21 protein-coding genes are annotated in these 20,961 nt (G+C 64.0%); 7 read left to right on the top strand and 14 right to left on the bottom strand.

Annotation, left to right across the window (positions count from 1 at the left end; genetic code table 11):
• Positions 1–63: 63 nt before the first annotated feature.
• From F8237_RS09595 to F8237_RS09585, 3 genes are all read right to left on the bottom strand, one after another.
• Positions 64–1,416 (bottom strand): ferredoxin reductase family protein, encoded by a 1,353-nt coding sequence (locus F8237_RS09595; protein ID WP_151644049.1) that lies wholly within the window; start codon positions 1,414–1,416, stop codon positions 64–66.
• Between the two features lie 222 nt (positions 1,417–1,638).
• The gene (locus F8237_RS09590) at positions 1,639–1,920 is read right to left on the bottom strand and encodes a hypothetical protein (protein ID WP_151644047.1); all 282 of its coding nucleotides are present in this window, start codon (positions 1,918–1,920) and stop codon (positions 1,639–1,641) included.
• 438 nt (positions 1,921–2,358) lie between these two features.
• Positions 2,359–3,303, bottom strand: coding sequence for an AEC family transporter (locus tag F8237_RS09585; RefSeq protein ID WP_151644045.1), 945 nt, complete (start codon positions 3,301–3,303; stop codon positions 2,359–2,361).
• A 446-nt stretch (positions 3,304–3,749) separates the two neighbouring features.
• Here F8237_RS09585 and F8237_RS09580 point away from each other — a divergent pair, with 446 nt between their 5' ends.
• Positions 3,750–4,097: a hypothetical protein gene (locus tag F8237_RS09580; protein WP_151644043.1), complete on the top strand. Its 348-nt coding sequence runs from the start codon at positions 3,750–3,752 to the stop codon at positions 4,095–4,097.
• Positions 4,098–4,547: 450 nt separating this feature from the next.
• Positions 4,548–5,225: a ParA family protein gene (locus F8237_RS09575; RefSeq protein ID WP_151644041.1), complete on the top strand. Its 678-nt coding sequence runs from the start codon at positions 4,548–4,550 to the stop codon at positions 5,223–5,225.
• Between the two features lie 72 nt (positions 5,226–5,297).
• Here the strand turns inward: F8237_RS09575 and F8237_RS36285 are convergent, their stop codons facing one another.
• From F8237_RS36285 to trxB, 5 genes are all read right to left on the bottom strand, one after another.
• Positions 5,298–5,462 carry a hypothetical protein gene (locus F8237_RS36285; protein ID WP_167527446.1) on the bottom strand — a complete coding sequence of 55 codons (165 nt, stop codon included), beginning with the start codon at positions 5,460–5,462 and terminating at the stop codon, positions 5,298–5,300.
• Between the two features lie 130 nt (positions 5,463–5,592).
• The gene (locus F8237_RS36280; RefSeq protein WP_167527469.1) at positions 5,593–5,742 is read right to left on the bottom strand and encodes a hypothetical protein; all 150 of its coding nucleotides are present in this window, start codon (positions 5,740–5,742) and stop codon (positions 5,593–5,595) included.
• A gap of 155 nt (positions 5,743–5,897) precedes the next feature.
• A complete protein-coding gene (locus tag F8237_RS09565; RefSeq protein ID WP_151644037.1) occupies positions 5,898–6,806 on the bottom strand; it encodes a 4-hydroxy-tetrahydrodipicolinate synthase family protein in 909 nt (302 codons plus the stop codon).
• 449 nt (positions 6,807–7,255) lie between these two features.
• Positions 7,256–8,179, bottom strand: a complete 924-nt coding sequence (locus F8237_RS09560) for a LysR family transcriptional regulator (RefSeq protein WP_041748541.1) — start codon at positions 8,177–8,179, stop codon at positions 7,256–7,258.
• Positions 8,180–8,184: 5 nt separating this feature from the next.
• On the bottom strand, positions 8,185–9,150 hold the full coding sequence (trxB, locus tag F8237_RS09555; RefSeq protein ID WP_151644035.1) for a thioredoxin-disulfide reductase: 966 nt from the start codon (positions 9,148–9,150) through the stop codon (positions 8,185–8,187).
• A gap of 267 nt (positions 9,151–9,417) precedes the next feature.
• Between trxB and F8237_RS09550 the strand changes: the two genes are divergently transcribed.
• Positions 9,418–9,897 carry an Lrp/AsnC family transcriptional regulator gene (locus tag F8237_RS09550; RefSeq protein ID WP_027547667.1) on the top strand — a complete coding sequence of 160 codons (480 nt, stop codon included), beginning with the start codon at positions 9,418–9,420 and terminating at the stop codon, positions 9,895–9,897.
• Positions 9,898–10,176: 279 nt separating this feature from the next.
• Here the strand turns inward: F8237_RS09550 and greA are convergent, their stop codons facing one another.
• The 3 genes from greA to F8237_RS09535 all read right to left on the bottom strand — a co-directional run bounded on the left by greA (position 10,177) and on the right by F8237_RS09535 (position 15,638).
• Positions 10,177–10,650 (bottom strand): transcription elongation factor GreA, encoded by a 474-nt coding sequence (gene greA, locus F8237_RS09545; RefSeq protein ID WP_027534300.1) that lies wholly within the window; start codon positions 10,648–10,650, stop codon positions 10,177–10,179.
• 209 nt (positions 10,651–10,859) lie between these two features.
• Positions 10,860–14,324: a carbamoyl-phosphate synthase large subunit gene (carB, locus tag F8237_RS09540; protein ID WP_151644031.1), complete on the bottom strand. Its 3,465-nt coding sequence runs from the start codon at positions 14,322–14,324 to the stop codon at positions 10,860–10,862.
• Between the two features lie 144 nt (positions 14,325–14,468).
• Positions 14,469–15,638 carry an MFS transporter gene (locus F8237_RS09535; protein ID WP_151644029.1) on the bottom strand — a complete coding sequence of 390 codons (1,170 nt, stop codon included), beginning with the start codon at positions 15,636–15,638 and terminating at the stop codon, positions 14,469–14,471.
• A 109-nt stretch (positions 15,639–15,747) separates the two neighbouring features.
• On the opposite strand from F8237_RS09535, the gene F8237_RS09530 reads away from it, so the two are divergent.
• On the top strand, positions 15,748–16,125 hold the full coding sequence (locus F8237_RS09530; RefSeq protein WP_151644027.1) for an ArsR/SmtB family transcription factor: 378 nt from the start codon (positions 15,748–15,750) through the stop codon (positions 16,123–16,125).
• 357 nt (positions 16,126–16,482) lie between these two features.
• Here the strand turns inward: F8237_RS09530 and F8237_RS09525 are convergent, their stop codons facing one another.
• On the bottom strand, positions 16,483–17,184 hold the full coding sequence (locus F8237_RS09525) for a class I SAM-dependent methyltransferase (RefSeq protein WP_151644025.1): 702 nt from the start codon (positions 17,182–17,184) through the stop codon (positions 16,483–16,485).
• A 113-nt stretch (positions 17,185–17,297) separates the two neighbouring features.
• On the opposite strand from F8237_RS09525, the gene F8237_RS09520 reads away from it, so the two are divergent.
• Positions 17,298–17,822 (top strand): Dps family protein, encoded by a 525-nt coding sequence (locus F8237_RS09520; RefSeq protein ID WP_151644023.1) that lies wholly within the window; start codon positions 17,298–17,300, stop codon positions 17,820–17,822.
• A gap of 115 nt (positions 17,823–17,937) precedes the next feature.
• On the opposite strand, the gene F8237_RS09515 is transcribed toward F8237_RS09520, so the two are convergent.
• Positions 17,938–18,459: a cupin domain-containing protein gene (locus F8237_RS09515; protein WP_162005963.1), complete on the bottom strand. Its 522-nt coding sequence runs from the start codon at positions 18,457–18,459 to the stop codon at positions 17,938–17,940.
• A gap of 146 nt (positions 18,460–18,605) precedes the next feature.
• Between F8237_RS09515 and F8237_RS09510 the strand changes: the two genes are divergently transcribed.
• The gene (locus F8237_RS09510) at positions 18,606–18,821 is read left to right on the top strand and encodes a hypothetical protein (RefSeq protein WP_151644019.1); all 216 of its coding nucleotides are present in this window, start codon (positions 18,606–18,608) and stop codon (positions 18,819–18,821) included.
• Between the two features lie 39 nt (positions 18,822–18,860).
• Here the strand turns inward: F8237_RS09510 and carA are convergent, their stop codons facing one another.
• The gene (gene carA / locus F8237_RS09505) at positions 18,861–20,054 is read right to left on the bottom strand and encodes a glutamine-hydrolyzing carbamoyl-phosphate synthase small subunit (RefSeq protein ID WP_151644017.1); all 1,194 of its coding nucleotides are present in this window, start codon (positions 20,052–20,054) and stop codon (positions 18,861–18,863) included.
• Between the two features lie 147 nt (positions 20,055–20,201).
• Between carA and F8237_RS09500 the strand changes: the two genes are divergently transcribed.
• Positions 20,202–20,930, top strand: coding sequence for an alpha/beta fold hydrolase (locus F8237_RS09500; protein ID WP_151644015.1), 729 nt, complete (start codon positions 20,202–20,204; stop codon positions 20,928–20,930).
• Positions 20,931–20,961: the final 31 nt, after the last annotated feature.

Genomic DNA, 20,961 nt, shown 5'->3' with positions numbered 1-20,961 from the left:
TCTGATCCACGAGGTTCAATCGAGATGCTCGGCTGGATCATTTTAAGTTGGACGGCGTCACTGTTATCGCATCGCGAACAGCTCCTGATGGAATCGATGTTTGGTGGGAAAGTCATGCGCGGCAAAGTCTCGTTTCAGCGCTTCGCCGAATCCCGTCGGGCCACAAAACCAGATGCTGGCCTCGCGCCATCGTGGGACGGATTGGCGAATTCGTTCACCGGTCAGGCGCCCGTCGCGAGCATCGATCAGAAGATGCAGGTGGACATCGGCTGATTTGGCGTCGGCTGCCAATTTGCCTAGCGCTTCCTCATCGACATCGGCGGTGGTGTGGAAAAGATCCACCGCCTGCGCCTGAGGCCAATCGCGGGCGTCCTTTTGCATGGCCATGTGCTTCATGCGCGCGACAAAAGGCGTGACGCCGATGCCGCCGCCGATCCAGATCTGGTGCGGACAGTCGTCATCGAAGGTGAAGCAGCCGTAGGGTCCCTCCACCGTCACTTCCTGCCCAACGCGGAGCTTCTGGCGCAAGCGCCTGGTGTGGTCGCCCAGTTCCTTGGTGATGAAGGTGATCCTGGGGTCCCCGGCGTGCCAGCCGGAGGCGATGGTGTATGGATGTGCGCCCTCCGATGCGTCCGACGTGGCGAAGGCGAACTGGCCCGGCTTGTGGCCCGGCCAGCCGTGGGGCACCTCGATTTCGGTCTCGAGCGAGGTGACGCCGGGATAATATTGCAGCGATGTGATCCTGCCTTTGACCTGCCGCCCTGCACCCACCCGCCGCAAGAGTACAAGAACCGCGGCCCATGTGCCGCTGGCAAGCAGCCCCGCCGTCACCCATCCGACTGGAGACGTCCAGTAGCTGAACTTGATCAGCACGATGCCGTGAAAGACCAGCACCAGATAAGCAAGGGCGAGAAGCCGATGCGTCTTGTAGAAGAGGCGGTAGGGAAAATATTGAATGAGAGCCAGCGCGACCAGTGCCACCGTGGCATAGAAAGCCCATTCGCCCAGGCCCTCCGCCGTCCCGTGGAGATCTGCAAGAAACGCTTCGACGGGATTCTCGATGGCGCGCCTTGCCCCACGTGCCGGTCGCTCCAGCAAACCCCAGCCGACTGCCCATTTCGGGCCGTTGGCCCAGAGCCAATGGACGATGGCAACAACAAGGGCCGCGATGCCGAACCATTTGTGCAGGCGGTACATCTTGTCGAGGCCGCCCAACCACGACTCCGGCCAGCGCGGCCGCAGCGCCAGGATCATCGCGACGCTCATGCATCCGATTGCGAGAATGCCGCTCAACTGCACCATCGCTCCACGAAGAGCAAAGAACGCGGCGGACTGAAATACGGAGGGTTCCGCAATCAGCCACAGCAGCACCAGAAGCACGAGCGTGCCCCAAAATGTGCGTTTGAGGTTCTGCATGCGAGCGTCCTTCACGCAATGTTCGGCGCAATTTATCGGTTCAAGAATTCAGCTGAAGGCAATCGACCAGCTTCGCATTGAGTTAAGTCAACATCACGCCGGGTTAAGTGCTCGGGACCGACGATCTGTGGCTACCCGCACGATCACGCCGGTTGCGACCTGAGGCAAACCGGGCAGCTTGTCGTGTGCGGATGTTTCGAGGCGGTCTTGGATCTCCCGCCATTACTCATGCGGGTCGCCACGCGCGATGTCGTTGAGAGGCGTTGCCTCGGGCCTGCCGGATGCGCGCTCCTGCTCCTCCCGCCAGGCCTTCAGTCGAGACAATCCGGCATCGATGATCTCGATGTCCTCGTTGAGCGTGGCAATCATCCCGCTGGTGTCCATTTCGGCGACGGCCGTCGCCGCTTCCAGCATCTTGGCACGGTGGGCGCGCAGCGTCTCCAGAGCGTCGCGATCCGCGAGGCGCACATAGCCGTCCACGATCAGCGATATGGCAAGCGACATCCGATCCGGCTCAATGAGCGTGCAGCGCGCGATATCCCGCGTTTCGCAGCTTCAGGACTTGCAATGTTGCGGATTCGGCCGCGGATGCGCGCGAGGTCACGTACATCTGCGACGCCATGAAGAGACAAATCGAAAATGCAATCGTCGTCGTCGCACTCGCGATCTGGTGCCAGGCCCGCATCGATTTCTCTCCCGCCGAATAGTTCCGGATTCAGAAGCGGCAGAGCGGCTATTCGTTCCTTCATTCGGGAAAAATCGGCAATCGGCGCGACGGACCTTTTCGGCGGCCAGGGTGTTTGTAGTTGCGGCAGGGACAGACAACGCTGAGGAGCTGAGCAATGAACGGAATCATCTATCTCGTCGGTCTCGTCGTCGTGGTTGGCGCCATTCTGTCGTTCCTGGGACTGCATTGATCCCAGCGCGGACGCGCCTGGCGGCCTAGCTGAGACGTGCCACCACCATGACCACCACCGGCAACGTCACCGCCGCCAGCAGCGTGCCCAGCGCGACCGCGCCCGATACCGGGTTCACCATCCGCTTGTATTGAACCGCGAAGATGTACGCGTTGGCGCCGGTCGGCATCGCCGCGAACAGCACGATCACGCCGGCTGCGACCGGCGGCAAAGCGAGCAGTTTTGCCAGCACGAACGCGGCCGCCGGCATCGCGAGCAGCTTGAGCGCGCACAGCACGACGACGCTGAACATCTCGCCCTTCACCTCGAACCGGAACAGATTGATGCCGAGCGCGATCAGCGCCGCCGGCGAGCCCGCCTGTGCCAGCAGCTCGATCGTCTTGTCGACGACGGGATTGAGGCCCAGACCGGTAAAGCGCCAGACCACGCCAAAGCCGATCCCCAGCATCAGCGGATTGCGCGCGAGATCCGCCAGCACGGGCCGGATCACCGCCAGCGGCGAGCCGCCTTGCTTGCGGCTGACAAGCTCCATCTGCAGGATGCCGCACAGCCAGAGCAGCGGCGTGTTCACCGACAGGATCAGCGCCATCGGGCCCGCCGCCTCGTTGCCCAGCGCCGAGAGCACGAGCGGAATGCCGAGCATCACGATGTTGCCGTAGACCGAGCCGATCGCGAACACGACGCCGTCCTCGCTGTCTTCGCGGCGCGCGCGCAGCAGCGTCGAGATCGCCAGCGCCGCGATCCAGATGATCGCGAGCGCGCCGTAATAGGCGCCCCACATCCGCCAGGGGCTGACGTCGGGGAATTCCGATACGACAATGGTGCGGAACAGCAGCGCCGGGATCGCGATGCTGAAGGCGAATTCGGAGATGCCCTTGTGCGCGGTCTCCGAGACGAAGCGAAACAGCACCGCGGCATAGCCGGCGGCGATCAGGGCGAACACCGGCGCGACGATCAGAACGGTGGCCATGCGCCCCTCGCTTCACGGGGACTTGGACAGGCCACCCCTCACTTTTCCGATGATCGCATTATGCCGCTGTTTTGCCCGACGTGTCAAAGAAAAATTCGTAAAATCCGTAAGTGCATCTGGAATCCGCTGTGTTCGCCTGGGCTTGGCTACTGTGCATGGGGTTGTTTTCGCGGCTTTGTTTTGGAGGGGCACTGTAGGCAGCTGTCATCCCCCGCGAAGGCGGGGGATCCAGTACGCCGCGGCTTATCGGGGGTACGTTTGACGTCTCTGGAATACTGGGTCACCCGCCTTCGCGGGTGACGACAGCTGAAAGTGCAGTTTGTCCCGCGCCCGCTCTCCCGCCTGTTGCCGAGAGCGCACACGTCGCGCCTTTCGCATTCCCGCGCGTTGCCAACGAACCGCCGTTCACCCACACTCCGCCCCGACTCGACATGCAGGGGGTATCGATGCCGGCGTTCCGTTTTCAGAAGTCCGTTCTTGCGGCCGTCTCGGGGCTTGCCTTGGCCGTTCTGGTCCAGCCGGGCACAGGCTTTGCCTACACGCAGGAGGAGCAGCAGGCCTGCTCGCCCGATGCGATGCGGCTGTGCAGCGAGTTCGTGCCGAACGTCGATGCCATCACCGCCTGCATGATCCGCAAGAAGACGCAGCTCTCGCCGCAGTGCCGGCCGTTCTTCCGCCAGGGCCCCGAGCCGTCCGAAGCCCGCGCCGGCAAGCCGACCGACATCGCACCCAAAGCGGCGAAGACGAGCGCCAAGCCGCCGAAGGCGACCAAGAAGAAAAAGACCGAGGGCTGAGCCCGCGGCAAGCGCGTTCCTTCCCTGAAACTCCTCCATGCCCGGGCTGCCGCGCGGTTTCGCGCTAGACGTGCCCGGGCATTTGCGTGTCCGGCCCGGCTCGCCGAGGACTCATCAGCCACGCGACAGCTACCGGACTCCTTTTGTTCGCCTGCGTGCGCGGACGCCTGCGACAATTCCAACCGCGTGCGATGAAAGAGAGCTGCGAGCAGGTTTGCGCGGGGAGGTTGCATTTGGATTTTCCGGCGCAACTGCCTGAAAAACGCACGAATGCTCGCGCGAAAGGCGTTTCGTTGCGGTTTGTATCTTTGTCGCAGGCGGCAGTGTGACTCAAAAGCCAACACGTCTTGTTATTTCGTGGCTGCAACGCAACTGCCGATAAATTTTTCTTTCACGAATCAGAGAGGTGATTCATTTTCGCGGCCTGGGGTCAATCTGGAGGCCAAGGGTATGAACGTTATTGTTTTCGCATCGCGTAAAGGCGGCTCGGGCAAGAGTACCCTCGCCGCACATCTCGCCGCGCAGATCAAGGCGAGCAAGCAGGTGATGCTCGTGGACGCGGATCCGCAGGGCTCGCTCACGCTGTGGCACAAGCTGCGTGGCACCAACGAGCCGCCGATCAAGGCCGCCGTGAACTCGGTCAGCGGCATCGTCTCCGCTGCCAAGCGCGACGGTTATGAATGGGTGTTGATCGACACGCCGCCGAACCTGTCGGCCGTGGTCGACGACGCCATCCGCAATGCGACGATGGTGGTGATTCCCGCCCGTCCCGGCGTGTTCGACGTCAACGCGGTGCAGGAAACGATTCAGATGTGCCGCGCGGCGCGCAAGCCCTACGCGGTCGTACTCAACGGTGCCCCGGCACGCCGCGACGAATCCGAAAGCCCGATCGTCACCATCGCCCGCGAGGCGCTTGCCAAATTCCGTGCACCGGTGTGGGGCGGCCAGATCACCAACCGTTCGGACCTGCTGATGGCGCTGAGCCATGGCGAAGGCGCGCGGGAATATCAGGCCGAGAGCCGTGCGGCTCAGGAAATCGCCAGGCTGTGGGCAGCGATCGAGCGTTCGGTGAAGGCCATTCGCGGCACGGCGTCGGCATCCGGCGCGATGCACAAGCAGGCCGCTTAACTTCAACCAACAATCCCCGGACGAGAACGCGCGGCTCTCCGCGCGTTTTGCGTTTCAGAGGGTGTTGTGAAGTCAAGCCACCATCAGCATGTAGAACACGATCACCGGCGACAGCGTCAGGATCACCGACCAGATGCCGACGGCCCAGAGGATGTCTTCGGTGGTGAAGCTCTCTTCGGTGGTATGGCTCTGCTGTCCGGCGCCGTAATGCGACACCACTTCGTTCCGACTATTCACGAACGCCCCCGCGATTTCTTCGCTTATGGACGTGGACGATACGCCAGATGTTTTAAAATTCCGGGTCGCAATCCCCTGCGCATTTTGAGCGCATTTGTGACCTCCGTTTAACCATCAGCGCGGGCCGGCATCAGCCGACGAGCCAGACCCGAACCAGCAGCACCGGGATCAGGCCGAGCATCACCGCCCAGAACCCGAACGACGACACGACCAGAATTCCCTGCAAGAGATCGGCGGGCGCGAACTGGCTCGCGGCCGTAGGCCGGGTGCGATGCGCCATGATCATTCCCCCTTTGAAAAGACTTTGAACGAAAACGATAGGCGCGCTTCCGTAAACGAGACGTGGACGCGCCATGCGGCGGCTGCGAAGGCTGTTGGGGCGGGGTTAACCAAGGGCGGCTCTGACCCTCCGCTGGAGGGGGAGGGTCAGCGCGCCTACGCCGCGACCTTCACCCGTCGCTCGATCTCGCGATCGATCGTCGCCGCGAGTTCGCTGCTGATCTCCACCATCGGCAGGCGCACTTCGGGGCTGTCGATCAGGCCGCTGCGCCACAGCCAATACTTCGCCGGTGCCGGGCTCGGCTCGGTGAACAACAGGCGCGTCAGCTCGGACACCTCGTGCCAGCGCGCCAGCGCCGCATCATGGTTGCCGCGCTTCAGCTCGGCCTGCACGGCCGCGAACGTCGCGGTCTCGACATGGGCCGACAGCACGATGCCGCCGTCGGCGCCGTCGACGAGCGCCTCGAAGTAATTCGCATCCTCGCCGGTCAGCACGCGAAAGCCCTTCGGGCGGTCGCGCAGCAGCGCGATCGACTGCTCGCGGTTGGCGCCGCAATCCTTCAGCCCGACGATGTTCGGATGCTCGGCGAGCCGCAGCAAGGTCTGGTTGGTGATGTTGACCGAGGTCCGGTAGGGAATGTTGTAGAGCGCCAGCGGCCAGGCGGCGTGATCGGCCAGCGCCTCGAAATGCGCCAGCAGGCCGCGCTGCGACGGCCGCACGTAATAGGGGCTGGCGATCAGATAACCGTCGATCGGCCAGTCCGCGGTCTCATCGAGCCGCTCCTTCAGCCGCGCGGTGTCGGCGCCCGACAATCCCAGGCAAAGCGGAACAGAGCGCCGCCCTGCCGCCATCTCGTCGCGCACCACTGCAACCAGCCGTTCGAGCTCGGCATCGCGTAGCGTCATGCCTTCCCCGGAGGTTGCCCCCAGGACAAGGCCGTCGACGGCGTGTGCGCTGTAGTGCCGCGTCAGCCGCCGCAGCGACGTCTCGTCGAGACGTCCGTCGCGAAACGGCGTCACCAGCGGCAGCCACAGCCCGTGCAAATGATCTTCCAGACCGGTCATGTTTCTTCTCCTTCTCGTAAAAACCTGAGACGGAGGGCACATGAAAAAACCCCGTCCAGGTGGCGGGGTTTGCGGGTTTTGCTGCGATGACGAAGTCGATATTAGCGCGCGCAAAAATCCGAGGCCCCGGGATGGGGGCCTTTTTTCGAAACGATTGCGCACGACTTCGTGATCATTTGCAAATGATGCTGGCTATGCCCAAAACTGTCAATACACGCGGAAGGCGAAGGCCAAACCCGGCAGAAAAAAAGCCGGGCTCTCGAACGAGCCCGGCTTAAGGTATTGGCCACGTGAGGCCGACACAATCACCTTCCAAGAGGGATTACTGAACTCCCGCGCCACTGGAGGAGGGGGACAAATGCGCAACGCGAAGGCTCAGCGTGCAAGCAGTATGGGCTTGACGAGCGCCATGCAGCAAGCGTCCAGGTCGCATGTCAGACATGCGGAAATCAGGAAGGCCAGCGCTGCGCCTTGCTCACCACGAAGTCGCGGAACACCTGCACGCGCGCAACCGTCTTCAACTCCTCGGGATAGACGAAGTACGTATCGAGCTGGATCGAATCCGATTCGCCGAACAGTTGTACGAGCCGGCTCTGTTCTTCGATCAGATAGTCCGGCAGTGCCGCAATGCCGAGGCCCTGCTGGCAGGCGCGCACGAGACCGAGGATGTTGTTGACCTTGAAATAGGCTTCGCGCGGACCCGAGCCGTTGCGGCCGGCTTCGACCAGCCAGTTGCGGTTCTGCAGATGCGGCGCGAAGCTGCCGTCCGAGAGCGTGATGATGCGGTGAGCGTCGAGCTCTTCCAGCGTGCGCGGCGTGCCGAAGCGCTTGATGTAATCAGGCGAGCAATAGGCGTGGAAGCCCATCGCGAACAGCTTGCGCTGGATGAGATCCGGCTGGGTCGGCTTGCGGGTGCGGATCGCGACGTCCGCCTCGCGCATCGACAGGTCCAGCTCCTCGTCGGTGACGATCAGCGAGATCCGGATCTCGGGATAGAGCGCGGTGAACTCGCCGAGCCGCGGGATCAGCCAGTTGATGCCGACGCCGGGTGTGGTGGTGATCTTGAGGTCGCCGCTCGGCCGCTCGCGGCTGTCGGTCAGCTTGGCGCGCGCCGCCTGCAGCTGCATGAACACGTCATGCGCGGTGCGGAACAGAAGGTCGCCCTGTTCGGTGAGGATCAGGCCGCGGGCGTGGCGGTGGAACAGCGAGACCGAAAGCTCCTGCTCCAGCGCCGAGACCTGGCGTGACACCGCCGATTGCGACAGGCCGAGCTGCTCGCCCGCATGCGTGAAGCTGCCCGCTTCCGCCGCCGCGTGAAACACCTTCAGCTTGTCCCAATCCATATCCGTAAATCCGTCGCGTGTTCGAGGCATGATCTTTATTCCGCTGCCGCGCGCTCGCTGGCGCGCAGGGCCAAGAATCGTTCGGCCTCGAGGGCTGCCATGCAGCCGAGGCCGGCGGCCGTGACGGCCTGGCGATAGGTTTCGTCGGCGACGTCGCCGGCGGCGAACAGGCCGGGCACGGAGGTCGCGGTCGAATTCGGGGCGACCTCGACATAGCCGGAGGGTTTGAGCTTGATCTGGTCCTTCACGAGCTCGGTCGCCGGCGCATGGCCGATGGCGATGAAGACGCCGTCGGTCTTCAGGTCGGTGAGCGCGCCGGTCTTGACGTTCTTCAGGCGCACATGGGTGACCTTGTTCGGGCTCTCGGTGCCGCAGATCTCGTCGATGGCGGCGTCCCAGACCACCTTGATCTTCGGGTGCTTGAACAGGCGCTCCTGCAGGATGCGTTCGGCGCGGAAGTGATCGCGACGATGCACGATGGTGACCTGCGAGGCGTGGTTGGTGAGGTACAGCGCCTCCTCGACCGCGGTATTGCCGCCGCCGACCACCACGACCTCCTTGTTGCGATAGAAGAAGCCGTCGCAGGTGGCGCAGGCCGAAACGCCGCCGCCCTGGAATTTCGCTTCGGACGGCAGCCCGAGCCAGCGCGCTTGCGCGCCTGTGGCGAGGATCACGGCGTCGGCGAGATAGACGTCGCCGCTGTCACAGGTGAGGCGGAACGGCCGCTGCGTCGTGTCCAGCTTGATGACCAGGTCGGAGACGATCTTGGTGCCGACATGGACCGCCTGCTTCTCCATCTGCTCCATCAGCCAGGGGCCCTGGATCACGTCGGCGAAGCCGGGATAGTTCTCGACGTCGGTGGTGATGGTGAGCTGGCCGCCCGCCTGCATGCCCTGGATCAGGATCGGTTCGAGCATCGCGCGCGCAGCGTAGATCGCCGCCGTATAGCCAGCGGGCCCGGAGCCAATAATGACGACCTTTGCATGAACAGGAGCGGACATATCGACGGACGCCTTTGTCACGGGGAACTGCAGCGCGGGTGCGGAAAGAGCCAGGAGGCCTCGCGGGGGCGCTGAAATATCAGAGCTAATCTAAGCCTTCTGGTGAGCTATGCAAGAATTGCATTCCCATTCGGCGGATTTTTCCAACAGGGAACAAAAGTCGGTCGGGGTGAACGCGCAATAAAATTGCGCTGGCGGGCGCGACTGGGTATGAGGATTGCACCAGACCCACCCGATACCGCCATAAAGGCCAGGAGTTCCAGTCACGTGTCGCGGAACCTAGACGAGATCGACCTGAAGATTCTCACCGAGATTCAGGCCGACGGTCGAATCACCAATGTCGAGCTTGCCAAACGGGTCGGCATTTCGCCCCCGCCGTGCCTGCGCCGCGTCCGGGCGCTGGAGGAGGAGGGCTACATCCACGGCTATCGTGGGCTGCTGGACGCGCGAAAACTGGGCTTTGACGTCACCGTGTTCGCCGCCGTGCATCTGTCCAGCCAGGCCGAGGCGGATTTGCGCGCCTTCGAGGAGTTCGTCCGCGCCGAACCCCTGGTTCGGGAATGCTGGATGCTGTCGGGCGAGGTCGATTTCATCCTGAAATGCGTCGCGCCCGACATGGCGACGTTCCAGGATTTCGTGACCCATCTGACCGCCGCGCCCCATGTACGCAACGTCCGCACCTCGCTGGTGCTGCATAATTCGAAGTACGAGGCGGCCGTGCCGCTGGACGTGAAGGGACGGAGGTAGCCTCTCGAGGCGTCCTGCCAGTCCCGTCATCCTGAGGTGCTCCTCGTCGGGCGCAAAGCGCCCGATGAGGAGCCTCGAAGGATGCACGGCCCGCGTACATCCGCGTGCGGCAACAGCGGGGCCGTCGCCCTTCGAGGCTCGCCGAAGAGGCGAGCACCTCAGGGGGACGGTGAAAGAGTTGCGCTCGCAATGACGCGGATCGACAGCAACACGCTGAAACAAAAAAGGCCGCGCACCGCGCGGCCTTTTCGAAACATCATCACCCTCAGCGGCAAATCCTTACCGCCACTCCACCTTGGTGATCTCATACGCCTTGGCGCCGCCGGGTGCGTTGACCTCGACGGTCGAGCCCTTCTTCTTGCCGATCAGCGCGCGTGCGAGCGGCGAGGTGATGGAAATGCGGCCTTTCTTGGCGTCGGCTTCGACCTCGCCGACGATCTGCCACACCGCCTTCTTCTCGGTGTCCTCGTCGACTAGCGTCACGGTGGCGCCGAACTTGATGGTGTCGCCGGACAGCTTCGAGATATCGATGATGTCGGCGCGCGCGAGCTTGTCCTCGAGCTCGGCGATGCGGCCCTCATTGTGGGACTGCTCTTCCTTCGCGGCGTGGTATTCCGCGTTCTCCGAGAGGTCGCCGTGCGAGCGGGCCTCCGCAATGTGCTCGATGATGCGCGGACGGTCCTCGGACTGGCGCTTCTTCAATTCTTCCCCGAGCGCGGCAAAGCCGCCCGCAGTCATCGGAACCTTTTCCATCTCTTCTCTCGTCCTTCGGCCGCGCGCCCGACCAGACAGTGGGCGCGGCAGCCTTGATTCGTCAGTGTCCCCGGGGGCTGAATACACGCCCGCCGGAACCGTTATGTGGGGCTGGCGCCGGAACAGAACAACCACATGGCCGGACAGTTCCTCCGGCCATTGTGGCTTCATTGCCAGTCACTTAGCGGAAGCTTCGCCGCCGCTAGCGATCAGGTTTCCGAAAAGTAGCTCTGCAGGGTCCGAACCTCAAGGTCCCCGCCCAGATAGGCGCGGATGCCCTGCGCGGCCGCCACGGCCCCGGAAAGAGTGGTGTAATACGGCACTTTATGCAAGAGGGCCGCGCGCCGCAGCGAACGGCTGTCGGCGAGCGCCTGCGGGCCCTCGGTGGTGTTGAAGACCAGCTGGACGTCGCCGTTGGTGATGGCGTCGACGATGTGCGGCCGCCCTTCCAGCACCTTGTTCACCTTCTCGGTCGGGATACCCTGGTCGGTCAGGAAGCGCGCCGTGCCCGATGTCGCCAGCACCTTGAAGCCGAGCGAATGCAATTCGCGAACGGCCTCCGCGATGCGCGTCTTGTCGCTCTCGCGCACCGAGACGAACACCGTACCCTTGCGCGGCACCCTCGTGCCGCCGCCGAGCTGGCTCTTGGCAAAGGCGACCTCGAAATTTCGGTCGATGCCCATGACCTCGCCGGTCGAGCGCATTTCCGGACCGAGCACCGTGTCGACGCCGGGGAAGCGCGCGAACGGGAAGACCGATTCCTTGACGCCGACATGCTTGAGCTGCGCCTTCTTCAGCTTGAAGTCGGCGAGCTTCTCGCCGGCCATGATGCGCGCGGCAATCTTCGCCACCGGCGTGCCGACCACCTTGGCGACGAAAGGCACCGTGCGCGAGGCGCGCGGATTGACCTCGAGCACGTAGATATCGCCGTCCTTGATGGCGTATTGCACGTTCATCAGGCCGACGACGTCGAGGCCGAGCGCGAGCTCGCGGGTCTGGCGCTCCAGCTCCTCGATCATCCTGGCGTCGAGCGAATAGGGCGGCAGCGAGCAGGCGCTGTCGCCGGAGTGAATGCCGGCTTCCTCGATGTGCTCCATGATGCCGACGATGAAGGTGTCCTTGCCGTCGGAGAGGCAATCGACGTCGACTTCGGTGGCGTCCGAGAGATAGCGGTCGAACAGCAGCGGGTTCTTGCCGAGCACCGTGTTGATCTGCCCGGTCTTGTCGTTCGGATAGCGCGCCTTGACGTCGGCGGGCACCAGCTCCGGCAGCGTGCCGAGCAGATAGTCGCTCAGCTGGTTCTCCTCGCGGATGATCTGCATCGCGCGGCCGCCGAGCACGTAGGACGGGCGCACCACCAGCGGCAGGCCGAGATCGGTCGCGACCAGGCGGGCCTGCTCGACCGAATAGGCGATGCCGTTTTTCGGCTGCTTGAGGCGGAGCTTGTCGAGCACGCGCTTGAAGCGGTCGCGGTCTTCGGCAAGGTCGATGGCGTCGGGCGAGGTGCCGAGAATCGGCACGTCGGCAGCTTCCAGCGCGCGCGCCAGCTTCAGCGGCGTCTGGCCGCCGAATTGTACGATCACGCCATGCAGCGTGCCGTTGGTGCGCTCGGTCGCGATGATCTCCAGCACGTCCTCGCCCGTGAGCGGCTCGAAATAGAGCCGGTCGGCGGTGTCGTAATCGGTCGACACCGTCTCCGGATTGCAGTTGACCATGATGGTCTCGTAGCCGGCATCGGCGAGCGCGAAGCAGGCGTGACAGCAGCAATAGTCGAACTCGATGCCCTGGCCGATGCGGTTTGGGCCGCCGCCGAGGATGATGACCTTCTTCCGGTCCGACGGCTGGCTCTCGTCGGCGACGGCGCCGGCGAAGGGAGACTCGTAGGTCGAGTACATGTAGGCCGTGGGCGAGGCGAATTCGGCCGCGCAGGTGTCGATGCGCTTGAACGCCGGGCGGACGCCCAGCGCGTGACGCTTGGCCGTGACGTCGGCATCCGCGATCTGCGCCAGCACCGCAAGCCGCGCGTCCGAAAAGCCCATGGCCTTCAGCGTGCGCATGCCGAAGGCATTGGAGGGAAGGCCGCTCTTCTTGATCTTGTCTTCCATGTCGACGATGCCGCGCATCTCGCCAAGGAACCACGGATCGATCTTGCAGGAGTTGAAGATCTCCTCGTTGGACCAGCCGAGCCGCATCGCCTGCGCGACCTGGAGCAGCCGGTTCGGCGTCGGCGTGCCGAGCGCGGCGCGGATCGCATTCTTGTCGTCGCCCTGGCCGAGGCCGTCGATCTCGATTTCGTCGAGGCCGGTCAGGCCGGTCTCGAGCCCGCGTAGCGCCTTCTGCAGGCTTTCCTGGAAGGTGCGACCGATCGCCATGACCTCGCCGACCGACTTCATCGATGTCGTCAGCGTGGTGGAGGCGCCGGGGAATTTCTCGAAGGCGAAACGCGGGATCTTGGTCACCACGTAGTCGATCGTCGGCTCGAACGAGGCCGGCGTCGCGCCGCCGGTGATGTCGTTGGCGATTTCGTCGAGCGTGTAGCCGATCGCGAGTTTTGCCGCGACCTTGGCGATCGGAAAGCCCGTTGCCTTCGAGGCCAGCGCGGACGAGCGCGACACGCGCGGGTTCATCTCGATCACGACCATGCGGCCGTCTTCGGGATTGACGCCGAACTGCACGTTGGAGCCGCCGGTCTCGACGCCGATCTCGCGCAGCACCGCCAGCGAGGCGTCGCGCATGATCTGGTATTCCTTGTCCGTCAGCGTCAGCGCCGGAGCCACCGTGATCGAGTCGCCGGTGTGCACGCCCATCGGATCGAAATTCTCGATCGAGCAGACGATGATGCAATTGTCCTTCTTGTCGCGCACCACCTCCATCTCGAACTCTTTCCAGCCGAGGACGGATTCCTCGATCAGGACTTCGTTGGTCGGGGACGCATCCAGGCCGCGCTCGATGATGTCGAGGAATTCTTCCTTGTTGTAGGCGATGCCGCCGCCGGTGCCGCCCATGGTGAAGGAGGGACGGATGATCGCGGGCAGCCCGATCTCGGACAGCGCCATCAGCGCCTGGCCCAGCGCATATTCCTGATAGCGCTTGCGGCGGTCGCCTTCGCCGAGCGTCCATTGCCTGTCGTGCTCCTCAAGAGCGGCGCCCGACAGCTTCTCGCGTTCGGCCTGGTGCTTGTCGCGGAAGGACTTCTTCAGGGCGGAGGCGTTGGCGAGCCGCGACTTGGGCGTCTCGAGCCCGATCTTGGTCATGGCCTCGCGGAACAGCTGGCGGTCTTCGGCCTTGTCGATGGCGTCAGCCGTCGCGCCGATCATCTCGACGTCGAACTTTTCCAGCGTGCCCTGCCGGCGCAGCGACAGCGCGCAGTTCAGCGCGGTCTGGCCGCCCATGGTCGGCAACAGCGCGAAGCCGCCGGGAATGACGTGACGTTCCTTCTCGATGATCTTGGCGACGATCTCGGGCGTGATCGGCTCGATATAGGTCGCATCCGCCAATTCCGGGTCGGTCATGATGGTGGCCGGATTGGAATTGACGAGGACGATGCGATAGCCCTCTTCCTTCAGCGTCTTCACCGCCTGCGTGCCCGAATAGTCGAACTCGCAGGCCTGGCCGATCACGATAGGGCCGGCGCCGATGATCAGGATGGTGGTGATGTCTGTACGTTTGGGCATCAACTCTCGCCGAAGTGGAATTTGGGCACAAAAAAAGGGCGCGCTTGCTGCGCGTCCCCTGTGGCCGAGAGCGCGTTGGTCTCCCTCGCGCGCGGACGGGTCTTAGACCAGTTTTCGGGGCGGCGAAACCCCGAAAAGCGCCCATCAACCAGCAATTTTGACGGGTTTTGGCCGCGCCTGCCAGCCACGGGCGAGATGCACCAGAAGCGCTGCTGAAACGCTCAATCCGCCGACCCAGCCGAGATCGGCCGGGCTCCACCCCGCGAGCACGGCACCGCCCAGGGCGCCCCCGATCGCAAAGCCGAGATACATCGCTGAGGCGTTGAGCGAGAGCGCGACCATCGAGGCCTGCGGGTCGATCCGGATGATGCTGGCGATCTGGGCCGGATAGAACGCCCAGCCCGAAACGCCCTGGAGGAAGATCGGGCCCAGGATCGCATAATGCGCCTGGCCGGGGAGGAATTTCAGCACCAGCGAATGCAGGAAAAGCGCGCTGGCCATGCCGGTCAGGCCGAGCGCCGCCGTGACGATGGCGCCGAGCCGGTCCGCCAGCAGGCCGCCGAGCATGTTCCCGATCGCGGCGGCCGCGCCGAAAACCAGCAGCGCGAGGCTGATCTGCGAGGCGTCGAAGCCGAGCGCGCGCAGCGGAACGGCGAAATAGGTGAACATGGTGAAGCCGCCGAGCGCCCATAGGATCGTGATGAGGAGTGCGATCAGGACGTTGCCGTGGCGCGCCACGGCCAGCCGCTCGGCGAGCGAAGCGGTGTTGCGCGGCAGGCCGCGGGGCAGGCCAAAAAGCAGGCCTGCCAGCGCGATTCCGCCGAGCAGGGCGACCAGGGCGAACGTCGCCCGCCAGCCGAACAGGCTGCCGATCCAATTGCCGAGGGGGACACCGATCACGGTTGCGATCGTGAGGCCGGAGGTGACCAGCGCCACGGCGCGGCCGCGCCTTTCGGGGGAGGAGACCGCCACGGAAACCCCGAGCGCCGTCGGCATGCACAGGCCGGCGCCGAGCGCCATCAGCATCCGCGATGCCATCAGCAGTGCAAACCCGGAGGCGGCCACCGCCAGCAGATTGCCGGCGATGAAGGTCGACAAGGCGAGCATCAGCACGGTGCGGCGGTCGATATTGTTGAGGGTTACCGCGAGGATCGGCGACCCCACGGCATAGGTGAGCGCGTAGACGCTGACCAGCTGTCCGGCGGCCGGCACGGAAATCTGCAGGTCGGCCGCGATGGTCGGCAGCAGGCCTGCGATGACGAAGGCCTCCGTCCCGATCGCAAATGCCGCGACCGCCAGCCAGAATACGCTCATGCTCGTCATTCCTATGTTCAATAATCATTGAACTATTGAGCGGTAGTCTGCTAATGTCAATTGGTTCAAGAACTATTGAACAAATGAGCCGCATTGTTATGATTGCGCCATGAGTCGCACGCCTCCTCACCCGACCCGCGAGCAGATCGAACTGCCAATGGTTCTGGATTGCCTGAGTGATCCGATCCGGCTCGCGATCGTCTACCAGCTCGCCAAGCAGGAACATGTCAGCGGCGAATTGCGCTGCGGTGACTTCTACGCGCTCAGTGGGAAGTCGAACCTCGCCTATCACTTCGCCAAGCTGCGCGAATGCGGCGTGATGCAGACGCGCGTGGCCGGCACCAATCGCTTCATGCGGCTGCGCCGCGAGGATCTCGACGTGCGCTTCCCGGGCCTGCTCGATGCCGTGCTCAACTCTGCGGCCAGGGACGCCGACCGGCTTCAGCTGCTGCCCGGGTGCGAAATGGTCGCCGCCGACCCAAACTGAGACGATTGCGCGCCGGCCGCTGATTTGCCCGCGGTATCAAAGCCTTCAGAAGATCCAGCGGACATCACGCCGGCCATGGCCGGCTACTGTGCATGGGGTGGTTTTAGACATTTTTTGTTTGGGCGACAGTCCGTCTACGCTTTCGCTTCGCTCAGCTACGCCGGACACGCTTCGCCCTTGCGGATCTCGCGTGGCTGCGCCACGCGAAGCCCCGCAGGGGCGAAGCGTGGAGACCCGGCCTGGATTTGAACCAGGATGAAGAGCGATGCACTGCTCTCGCGTAGACGCTTCCGCCACCGGGCCGCGGAGATCATGTCCGATCGAGGTGCGACAAGCCACCCCGTGTGGTCGTTATGCTTAACGCACCAGGGGCGGCCGTGCGATGAACGTCATGCGCCAGCGATTATGGCCGATATTGGTGTGCGCGCGCTGGGCTGCGAAGCCGGCCGCTTTGAGCTTGGCGGTAATTTCGTCCTCGCTGTAGCGCTGCAGCCCGATGCGGGTGCGCAGATGACGGTAGTCCGACAGCGCGGTGCTGATCAGCCCGATCAGCGCGTCCTTCAGGAAGCCGTGACGCAGGCCGAAGCTGAGCAGCGCCATCACGTCCCTGAACATGCCGACATTGGGCTGCAGGATATCGCCGAGCACCAGCTTGCCGGACGGGGTCAGCAATCGCCGGACGTTGATGAGCGCGGCATCGAGCTCCTCCGGCGTCATATATTGCGCGACCGAGTTCATCACCACGAGGTCGATCGACTGGTCCTGCATCTTGCGAACGTCGTCCAGTGAGCGGACGCGGATCTTCGTGTTCGGGGCAAACCGCGCGATCAGCCGGCCGCGTACGCCCGGAGCGGGTTCGGCGAGGATCAGCTTGCCGCAGGCGGCCGCCACCTGGCTCGCCGACAGCGCCTCGCCGCAGGCATAGTCCAGCACGGTCGCCTCGGGCGAAGTGATGTAGCCGATGATGTCCCGCGCGATGATCTGGAAATGCAAATCGCGATGCAGATTGCTGACATAGATCGTGTGCGTGGAGTCGTAGTAATCGATCCAATCGTCCATGGTATCCGAGGGCCCCGGCCAAACGGTTCCTGTACTGGAACCGGCGCTGCCTGTCTGCGTTAGGGGTGTGACGGCGCGCCGTCAATGTCCGCGTCCTAACAGGAAGGTTTCCCGTGAGCAAAGCCCCCAGCAAGGTCTCGCCCGACCTCGACACCCCCACCGATCTGTCGCCCCAGGCGGTCAAGAAGGTTTCCGAGGCGCTCAACGTGCTTCTGGCCGACGCCTTCGCGCTCTATCTGAAGACCAAGAATTTCCATTGGCACGTCAGCGGCCGGCATTTCCGCGACTATCATCTGCTGCTCGACGAACAGTCCGACCAGATTTTCGCGACCACCGACCAGCTCGCCGAGCGCGTCCGCAAGATCGGCGGCGCGACGCTGAAGTCGATCGGCCAGGTCGCAAAGCTCCAGACCATCAAGGACAACGACGAGGACTATGTCCCGCCGCGCGAGATGCTGCGCGAGCTGATGCAGGACAACAAGCACGTCGCCGCGGCGATGCGGAAGGCCCATGAAGTCTGCGACGAGGCCGGCGATGTCGCCAGCGCCAGCCTGCTCGAAAACTTCATCGACGACACCGAGCGTCGCACCTGGTTCCTGTTCGAAGCCACCCGCCAGGAAGGCGGCAACGAGGCGTAGGCCACGTTGCTGTAGGGTGGATTAGCCGCAGGCGTAATCCACCAAATCTGTCTCCGCGGAAATAGAAGAGGTGGGTTACGCTTCGCTAACCCACCCTACAGCACCTTGCTTGTAGCTACCGCCACAACCGCATCAACGCCCCGTCCTTCCCCGTCACCGGATCGGCCGGCGGCAGCGCGACATTCGGAATCGTCTTCAGCGCCTTGGCGTGGTTCTCCGCCGTCGCCCGCGTGATCTGCATCTTCGCGCCCGGCGGATAGGCGCCGATCACGCAGAAATCATCGCTCGCCGTGATGCACTGATGTCCCGTGCCCGCCGGCAGGATCGCGACATCGCCAGCCTTGATCTCCAGCACCTCGCCATGGTCGCCGCCGAAGCGGACCCGTGCACTCCCGCGCGCGACGCCGAGCACTTCATGCACCGTCGCGTGGTAGTGCAGATAATCGTAGACGCCGTTGCGCCACGAGCCGCCCCAGCCGTTCGCTTCGAACAGGTCTTCGATGGTCTCTTCCGGGCGCTTCGGATCGAGCGTCACCACGCCCTGGTAGACCAGGAAGGGGACAGCGTTGTTCGGCACGAGTCCGTCATCCTCAAACACGATGGCGAGCGGCTCGGCCTTGTCGCGGATGACGGACATGACAGGCTCCGGTAGCAATTGACTGGAAATCAAGACGGCACAGGCGTCCTTGTTCCTGAAATCAGTCCATAGGCGGGCTTGACGGAGATCAAGGCGCAAGCGGCCGTTCACGGGCACGCAACCCAAATTGGAAGAGGGGGACCGCCATGTACGCATCCGACGTTGCGCAGCGCCATTTTTCGGCGGCCGTCGATGAGGCCGAGGCGGCCGGCCTCGGGCACGAAGCCGTCTGTCGCGCCCTGCTCAGCCTCGTGATCTCGAAATATCTCGAGACGCGATCGGTTGCCGACATCCAGGCGGAGCTGCGCTTCATCGCCGAGAATTGCGATCCCGACACGGACTTCATGTTCATGCGTCCGTGACGCATAGCCGGCGGTCTCGTCCGCCGGCGTCTTTTGGAATTACGCGCTCTTCTTCTGCTGCCGCATCAAATCGGCGAAGCGCTGGAACAGATAGTGCGAGTCGCGCGGGCCGGGCGAGGCCTCGGGGTGGTACTGCACCGAGAACACCGGCTTGCCGTCGAGCTGGATGCCGCAATTGGAGCCGTCGAACAGCGAGATGTGGGTCTGCGTCGCGCCCTTCGGCAGCGTGTTCTCGTCCACGGCGAAGCCGTGGTTCATCGAGGTGATCTCGACCTTGCCGGTGGTCTCGTCCTTGACGGGATGATTGGCGCCGTGATGGCCCTGATGCATCTTCTTCGTCTTCGCGCCGACCGCGAGGCCGAGCATCTGGTGGCCGAGGCAGATCCCGAATGTCGGCGTGCCCGACTTGATCACGTCCTGGATGACAGGCACGGCATATTTGCCGGTCGCGGCCGGATCGCCAGGGCCGTTCGACAGGAACACGCCGTCCGGCTTCATCGCCAGGATGTCTTCCGACGAGGTCGTCGCCGGCACCACCGTCACCTTGCAGCCGACGCCGGCGAGCAGGCGCAGAATGTTGCGCTTGATGCCGTAGTCGATGGCGACGACGTTGAACTCCGGCTTGTCCTGCCGGCCAAAACCCTTGTCCCACAGCCAGGGCGTCTCGTCCCAGGTGAAGCGCTGGCCGGAGGTGACCATCGGCACGAGGTCCATGCCCTCGAGGCCCGGCCATTCCCGCGCTTCTTCCTTCAGGCCGTGCAGGTCGAACTCACCGGTCTTGGAATGCACGATCACCGCGTTGGGCATGCCCTTCGAACGGATCAGCGCGGTCAGCGCGCGGGTGTCGATGCCGGACAGGCCGATGATGCCGCGGGCCTTGAGCCAGGCATCGAGATGCTTGGTGGAGCGGTAGTTCGAGGGATTGGTGATCGCGGTGCGCAGGATCACGCCGCGCGCACCGGGCGTCGCGGCCATGTTCACCGTCTCGATGTCTTCCTCATTGGTCCCGACATTGCCGATATGCGGGAAGGTGAAGGTGATGAGCTGCCCGGCATAGGAGGGATCGGTGAGGATCTCCTCATAGCCGGTCATCGCCGTGTTGAAGCAGACTTCACCCACGGCATGGCCTTCGGCGCCAAGACCGAAGCCTTCGAGCACCGTGCCATCGGCGAGCACGAGGAGCGCGGTCGGTTTATGGTCCGGCCAAGCGGTATCGTTTTCATGTTGTGTCATGAGCCCGCTTCATAGTCTCCGCGAGCGCCGCCGTCAAAGCGCAGATGCGCCGATTCACATGCGTTTTTGCATATTTGACAGGTGGTCTCAGGCACTTAAGCTTGCCCGGAATAATTTCCGGCAAATCCTGGGGCTTGCGAGGCAATAATGGACCAGACCGTCCCCATCCTGCTGGTTCCGGGGCTGGCGTCCTCGGCCCGGATCTATGCCCCGGTGATCCCGGCATTGTGGCGGCTCGGCCCGGTGATGGTCGCCAACCATATCCGCGACGACAGTATGACGGCGATCGCCCGCCGGGTCCTGAGCGAGGCGCCGCCGCGCTTCGCGCTCGCCGGCCATTCCATGGGCGGTTACATCGCGCTCGAGATCATGCGCCAGGCGCCCGAGCGGGTCGCAAAGCTCGCGCTCATCAACACCCAGGCACGGCCTGATACGCCCGAGGCGACCGCGCGGCGCCGCGGCCTGATGGAGCGGGCGAGACGCGGCGAGCTGCGCGCGGCACGCGAGGAGATGTTTCCCGAACTGGTGCATCCATCGCGCCGCGACGACGCTCATATTCGCCGGCTCGTGGACGAGCAGGGCGAGGACGTCGGCGTGGAAGGCTATTTGCGGCAGCAGACCGCGATCATGGCGCGGGTGGATTCGCGGCCCACGCTGGCGACGATCAAATGCCCGACGCTGGTGCTGACGGGCGATCAGGACAACACCATTCCGAATGCGTTCTCGAAGGAGATGGCGGCGGGCATTGCCGGCGCGAGGCTGGTGATCCTCGAACGTTGCGGGCATCTGCCGCAGCCGGAACAGCCCGAGGCGACGGCGCGGGCGCTGGCCGAATGGCTTCAAACCCAGGTTGTCTCAGGAGCGCGAACGGCCTAGATCAGGCCTCGGATATGCGAAGGGATCACGA

Source organism: Bradyrhizobium betae (assembly GCF_008932115.1).
In the GTDB taxonomy this organism is placed as follows: domain Bacteria; phylum Pseudomonadota; class Alphaproteobacteria; order Rhizobiales; family Xanthobacteraceae; genus Bradyrhizobium; species Bradyrhizobium betae.
Note: the sequence above shows the minus strand (reverse complement) of the source record. Positions and strands in the feature narration are given on the sequence as shown.

What these genes read in the sequence shown, in the direction of transcription:
- F8237_RS09535 (WP_151644029.1), bottom strand. Translation starts at nt 15,638, where the DNA reads ATGAGCGTATTCTGGCTGGCGGTCGCGGCATTTGCGATCGGGACGGAG.
- F8237_RS09590 (WP_151644047.1), bottom strand. Translation starts at nt 1,920, where the DNA reads ATGTCGCTTGCCATATCGCTGATCGTGGACGGCTATGTGCGCCTCGCG.
- F8237_RS09525 (WP_151644025.1), bottom strand. Translation starts at nt 17,184, where the DNA reads ATGGACGATTGGATCGATTACTACGACTCCACGCACACGATCTATGTC.
- F8237_RS09510 (WP_151644019.1), top strand. Translation starts at nt 18,606, where the DNA reads ATGTACGCATCCGACGTTGCGCAGCGCCATTTTTCGGCGGCCGTCGAT.
- F8237_RS09580 (WP_151644043.1), top strand. Translation starts at nt 3,750, where the DNA reads ATGCCGGCGTTCCGTTTTCAGAAGTCCGTTCTTGCGGCCGTCTCGGGG.
- carA (WP_151644017.1), bottom strand. Translation starts at nt 20,054, where the DNA reads ATGACACAACATGAAAACGATACCGCTTGGCCGGACCATAAACCGACC.
- F8237_RS09565 (WP_151644037.1), bottom strand. Translation starts at nt 6,806, where the DNA reads ATGACCGGTCTGGAAGATCATTTGCACGGGCTGTGGCTGCCGCTGGTG.
- F8237_RS09500 (WP_151644015.1), top strand. Translation starts at nt 20,202, where the DNA reads ATGGACCAGACCGTCCCCATCCTGCTGGTTCCGGGGCTGGCGTCCTCG.
- F8237_RS09595 (WP_151644049.1), bottom strand. Translation starts at nt 1,416, where the DNA reads ATGCAGAACCTCAAACGCACATTTTGGGGCACGCTCGTGCTTCTGGTG.
- F8237_RS09575 (WP_151644041.1), top strand. Translation starts at nt 4,548, where the DNA reads ATGAACGTTATTGTTTTCGCATCGCGTAAAGGCGGCTCGGGCAAGAGT.
- F8237_RS09530 (WP_151644027.1), top strand. Translation starts at nt 15,748, where the DNA reads ATGAGTCGCACGCCTCCTCACCCGACCCGCGAGCAGATCGAACTGCCA.
- carB (WP_151644031.1), bottom strand. Translation starts at nt 14,324, where the DNA reads ATGCCCAAACGTACAGACATCACCACCATCCTGATCATCGGCGCCGGC.
- F8237_RS09585 (WP_151644045.1), bottom strand. Translation starts at nt 3,303, where the DNA reads ATGGCCACCGTTCTGATCGTCGCGCCGGTGTTCGCCCTGATCGCCGCC.
- greA (WP_027534300.1), bottom strand. Translation starts at nt 10,650, where the DNA reads ATGGAAAAGGTTCCGATGACTGCGGGCGGCTTTGCCGCGCTCGGGGAA.
- trxB (WP_151644035.1), bottom strand. Translation starts at nt 9,150, where the DNA reads ATGTCCGCTCCTGTTCATGCAAAGGTCGTCATTATTGGCTCCGGGCCC.
- F8237_RS09515 (WP_162005963.1), bottom strand. Translation starts at nt 18,459, where the DNA reads ATGTCCGTCATCCGCGACAAGGCCGAGCCGCTCGCCATCGTGTTTGAG.
- F8237_RS09560 (WP_041748541.1), bottom strand. Translation starts at nt 8,179, where the DNA reads ATGCCTCGAACACGCGACGGATTTACGGATATGGATTGGGACAAGCTG.
- F8237_RS36280 (WP_167527469.1), bottom strand. Translation starts at nt 5,742, where the DNA reads ATGGCGCATCGCACCCGGCCTACGGCCGCGAGCCAGTTCGCGCCCGCC.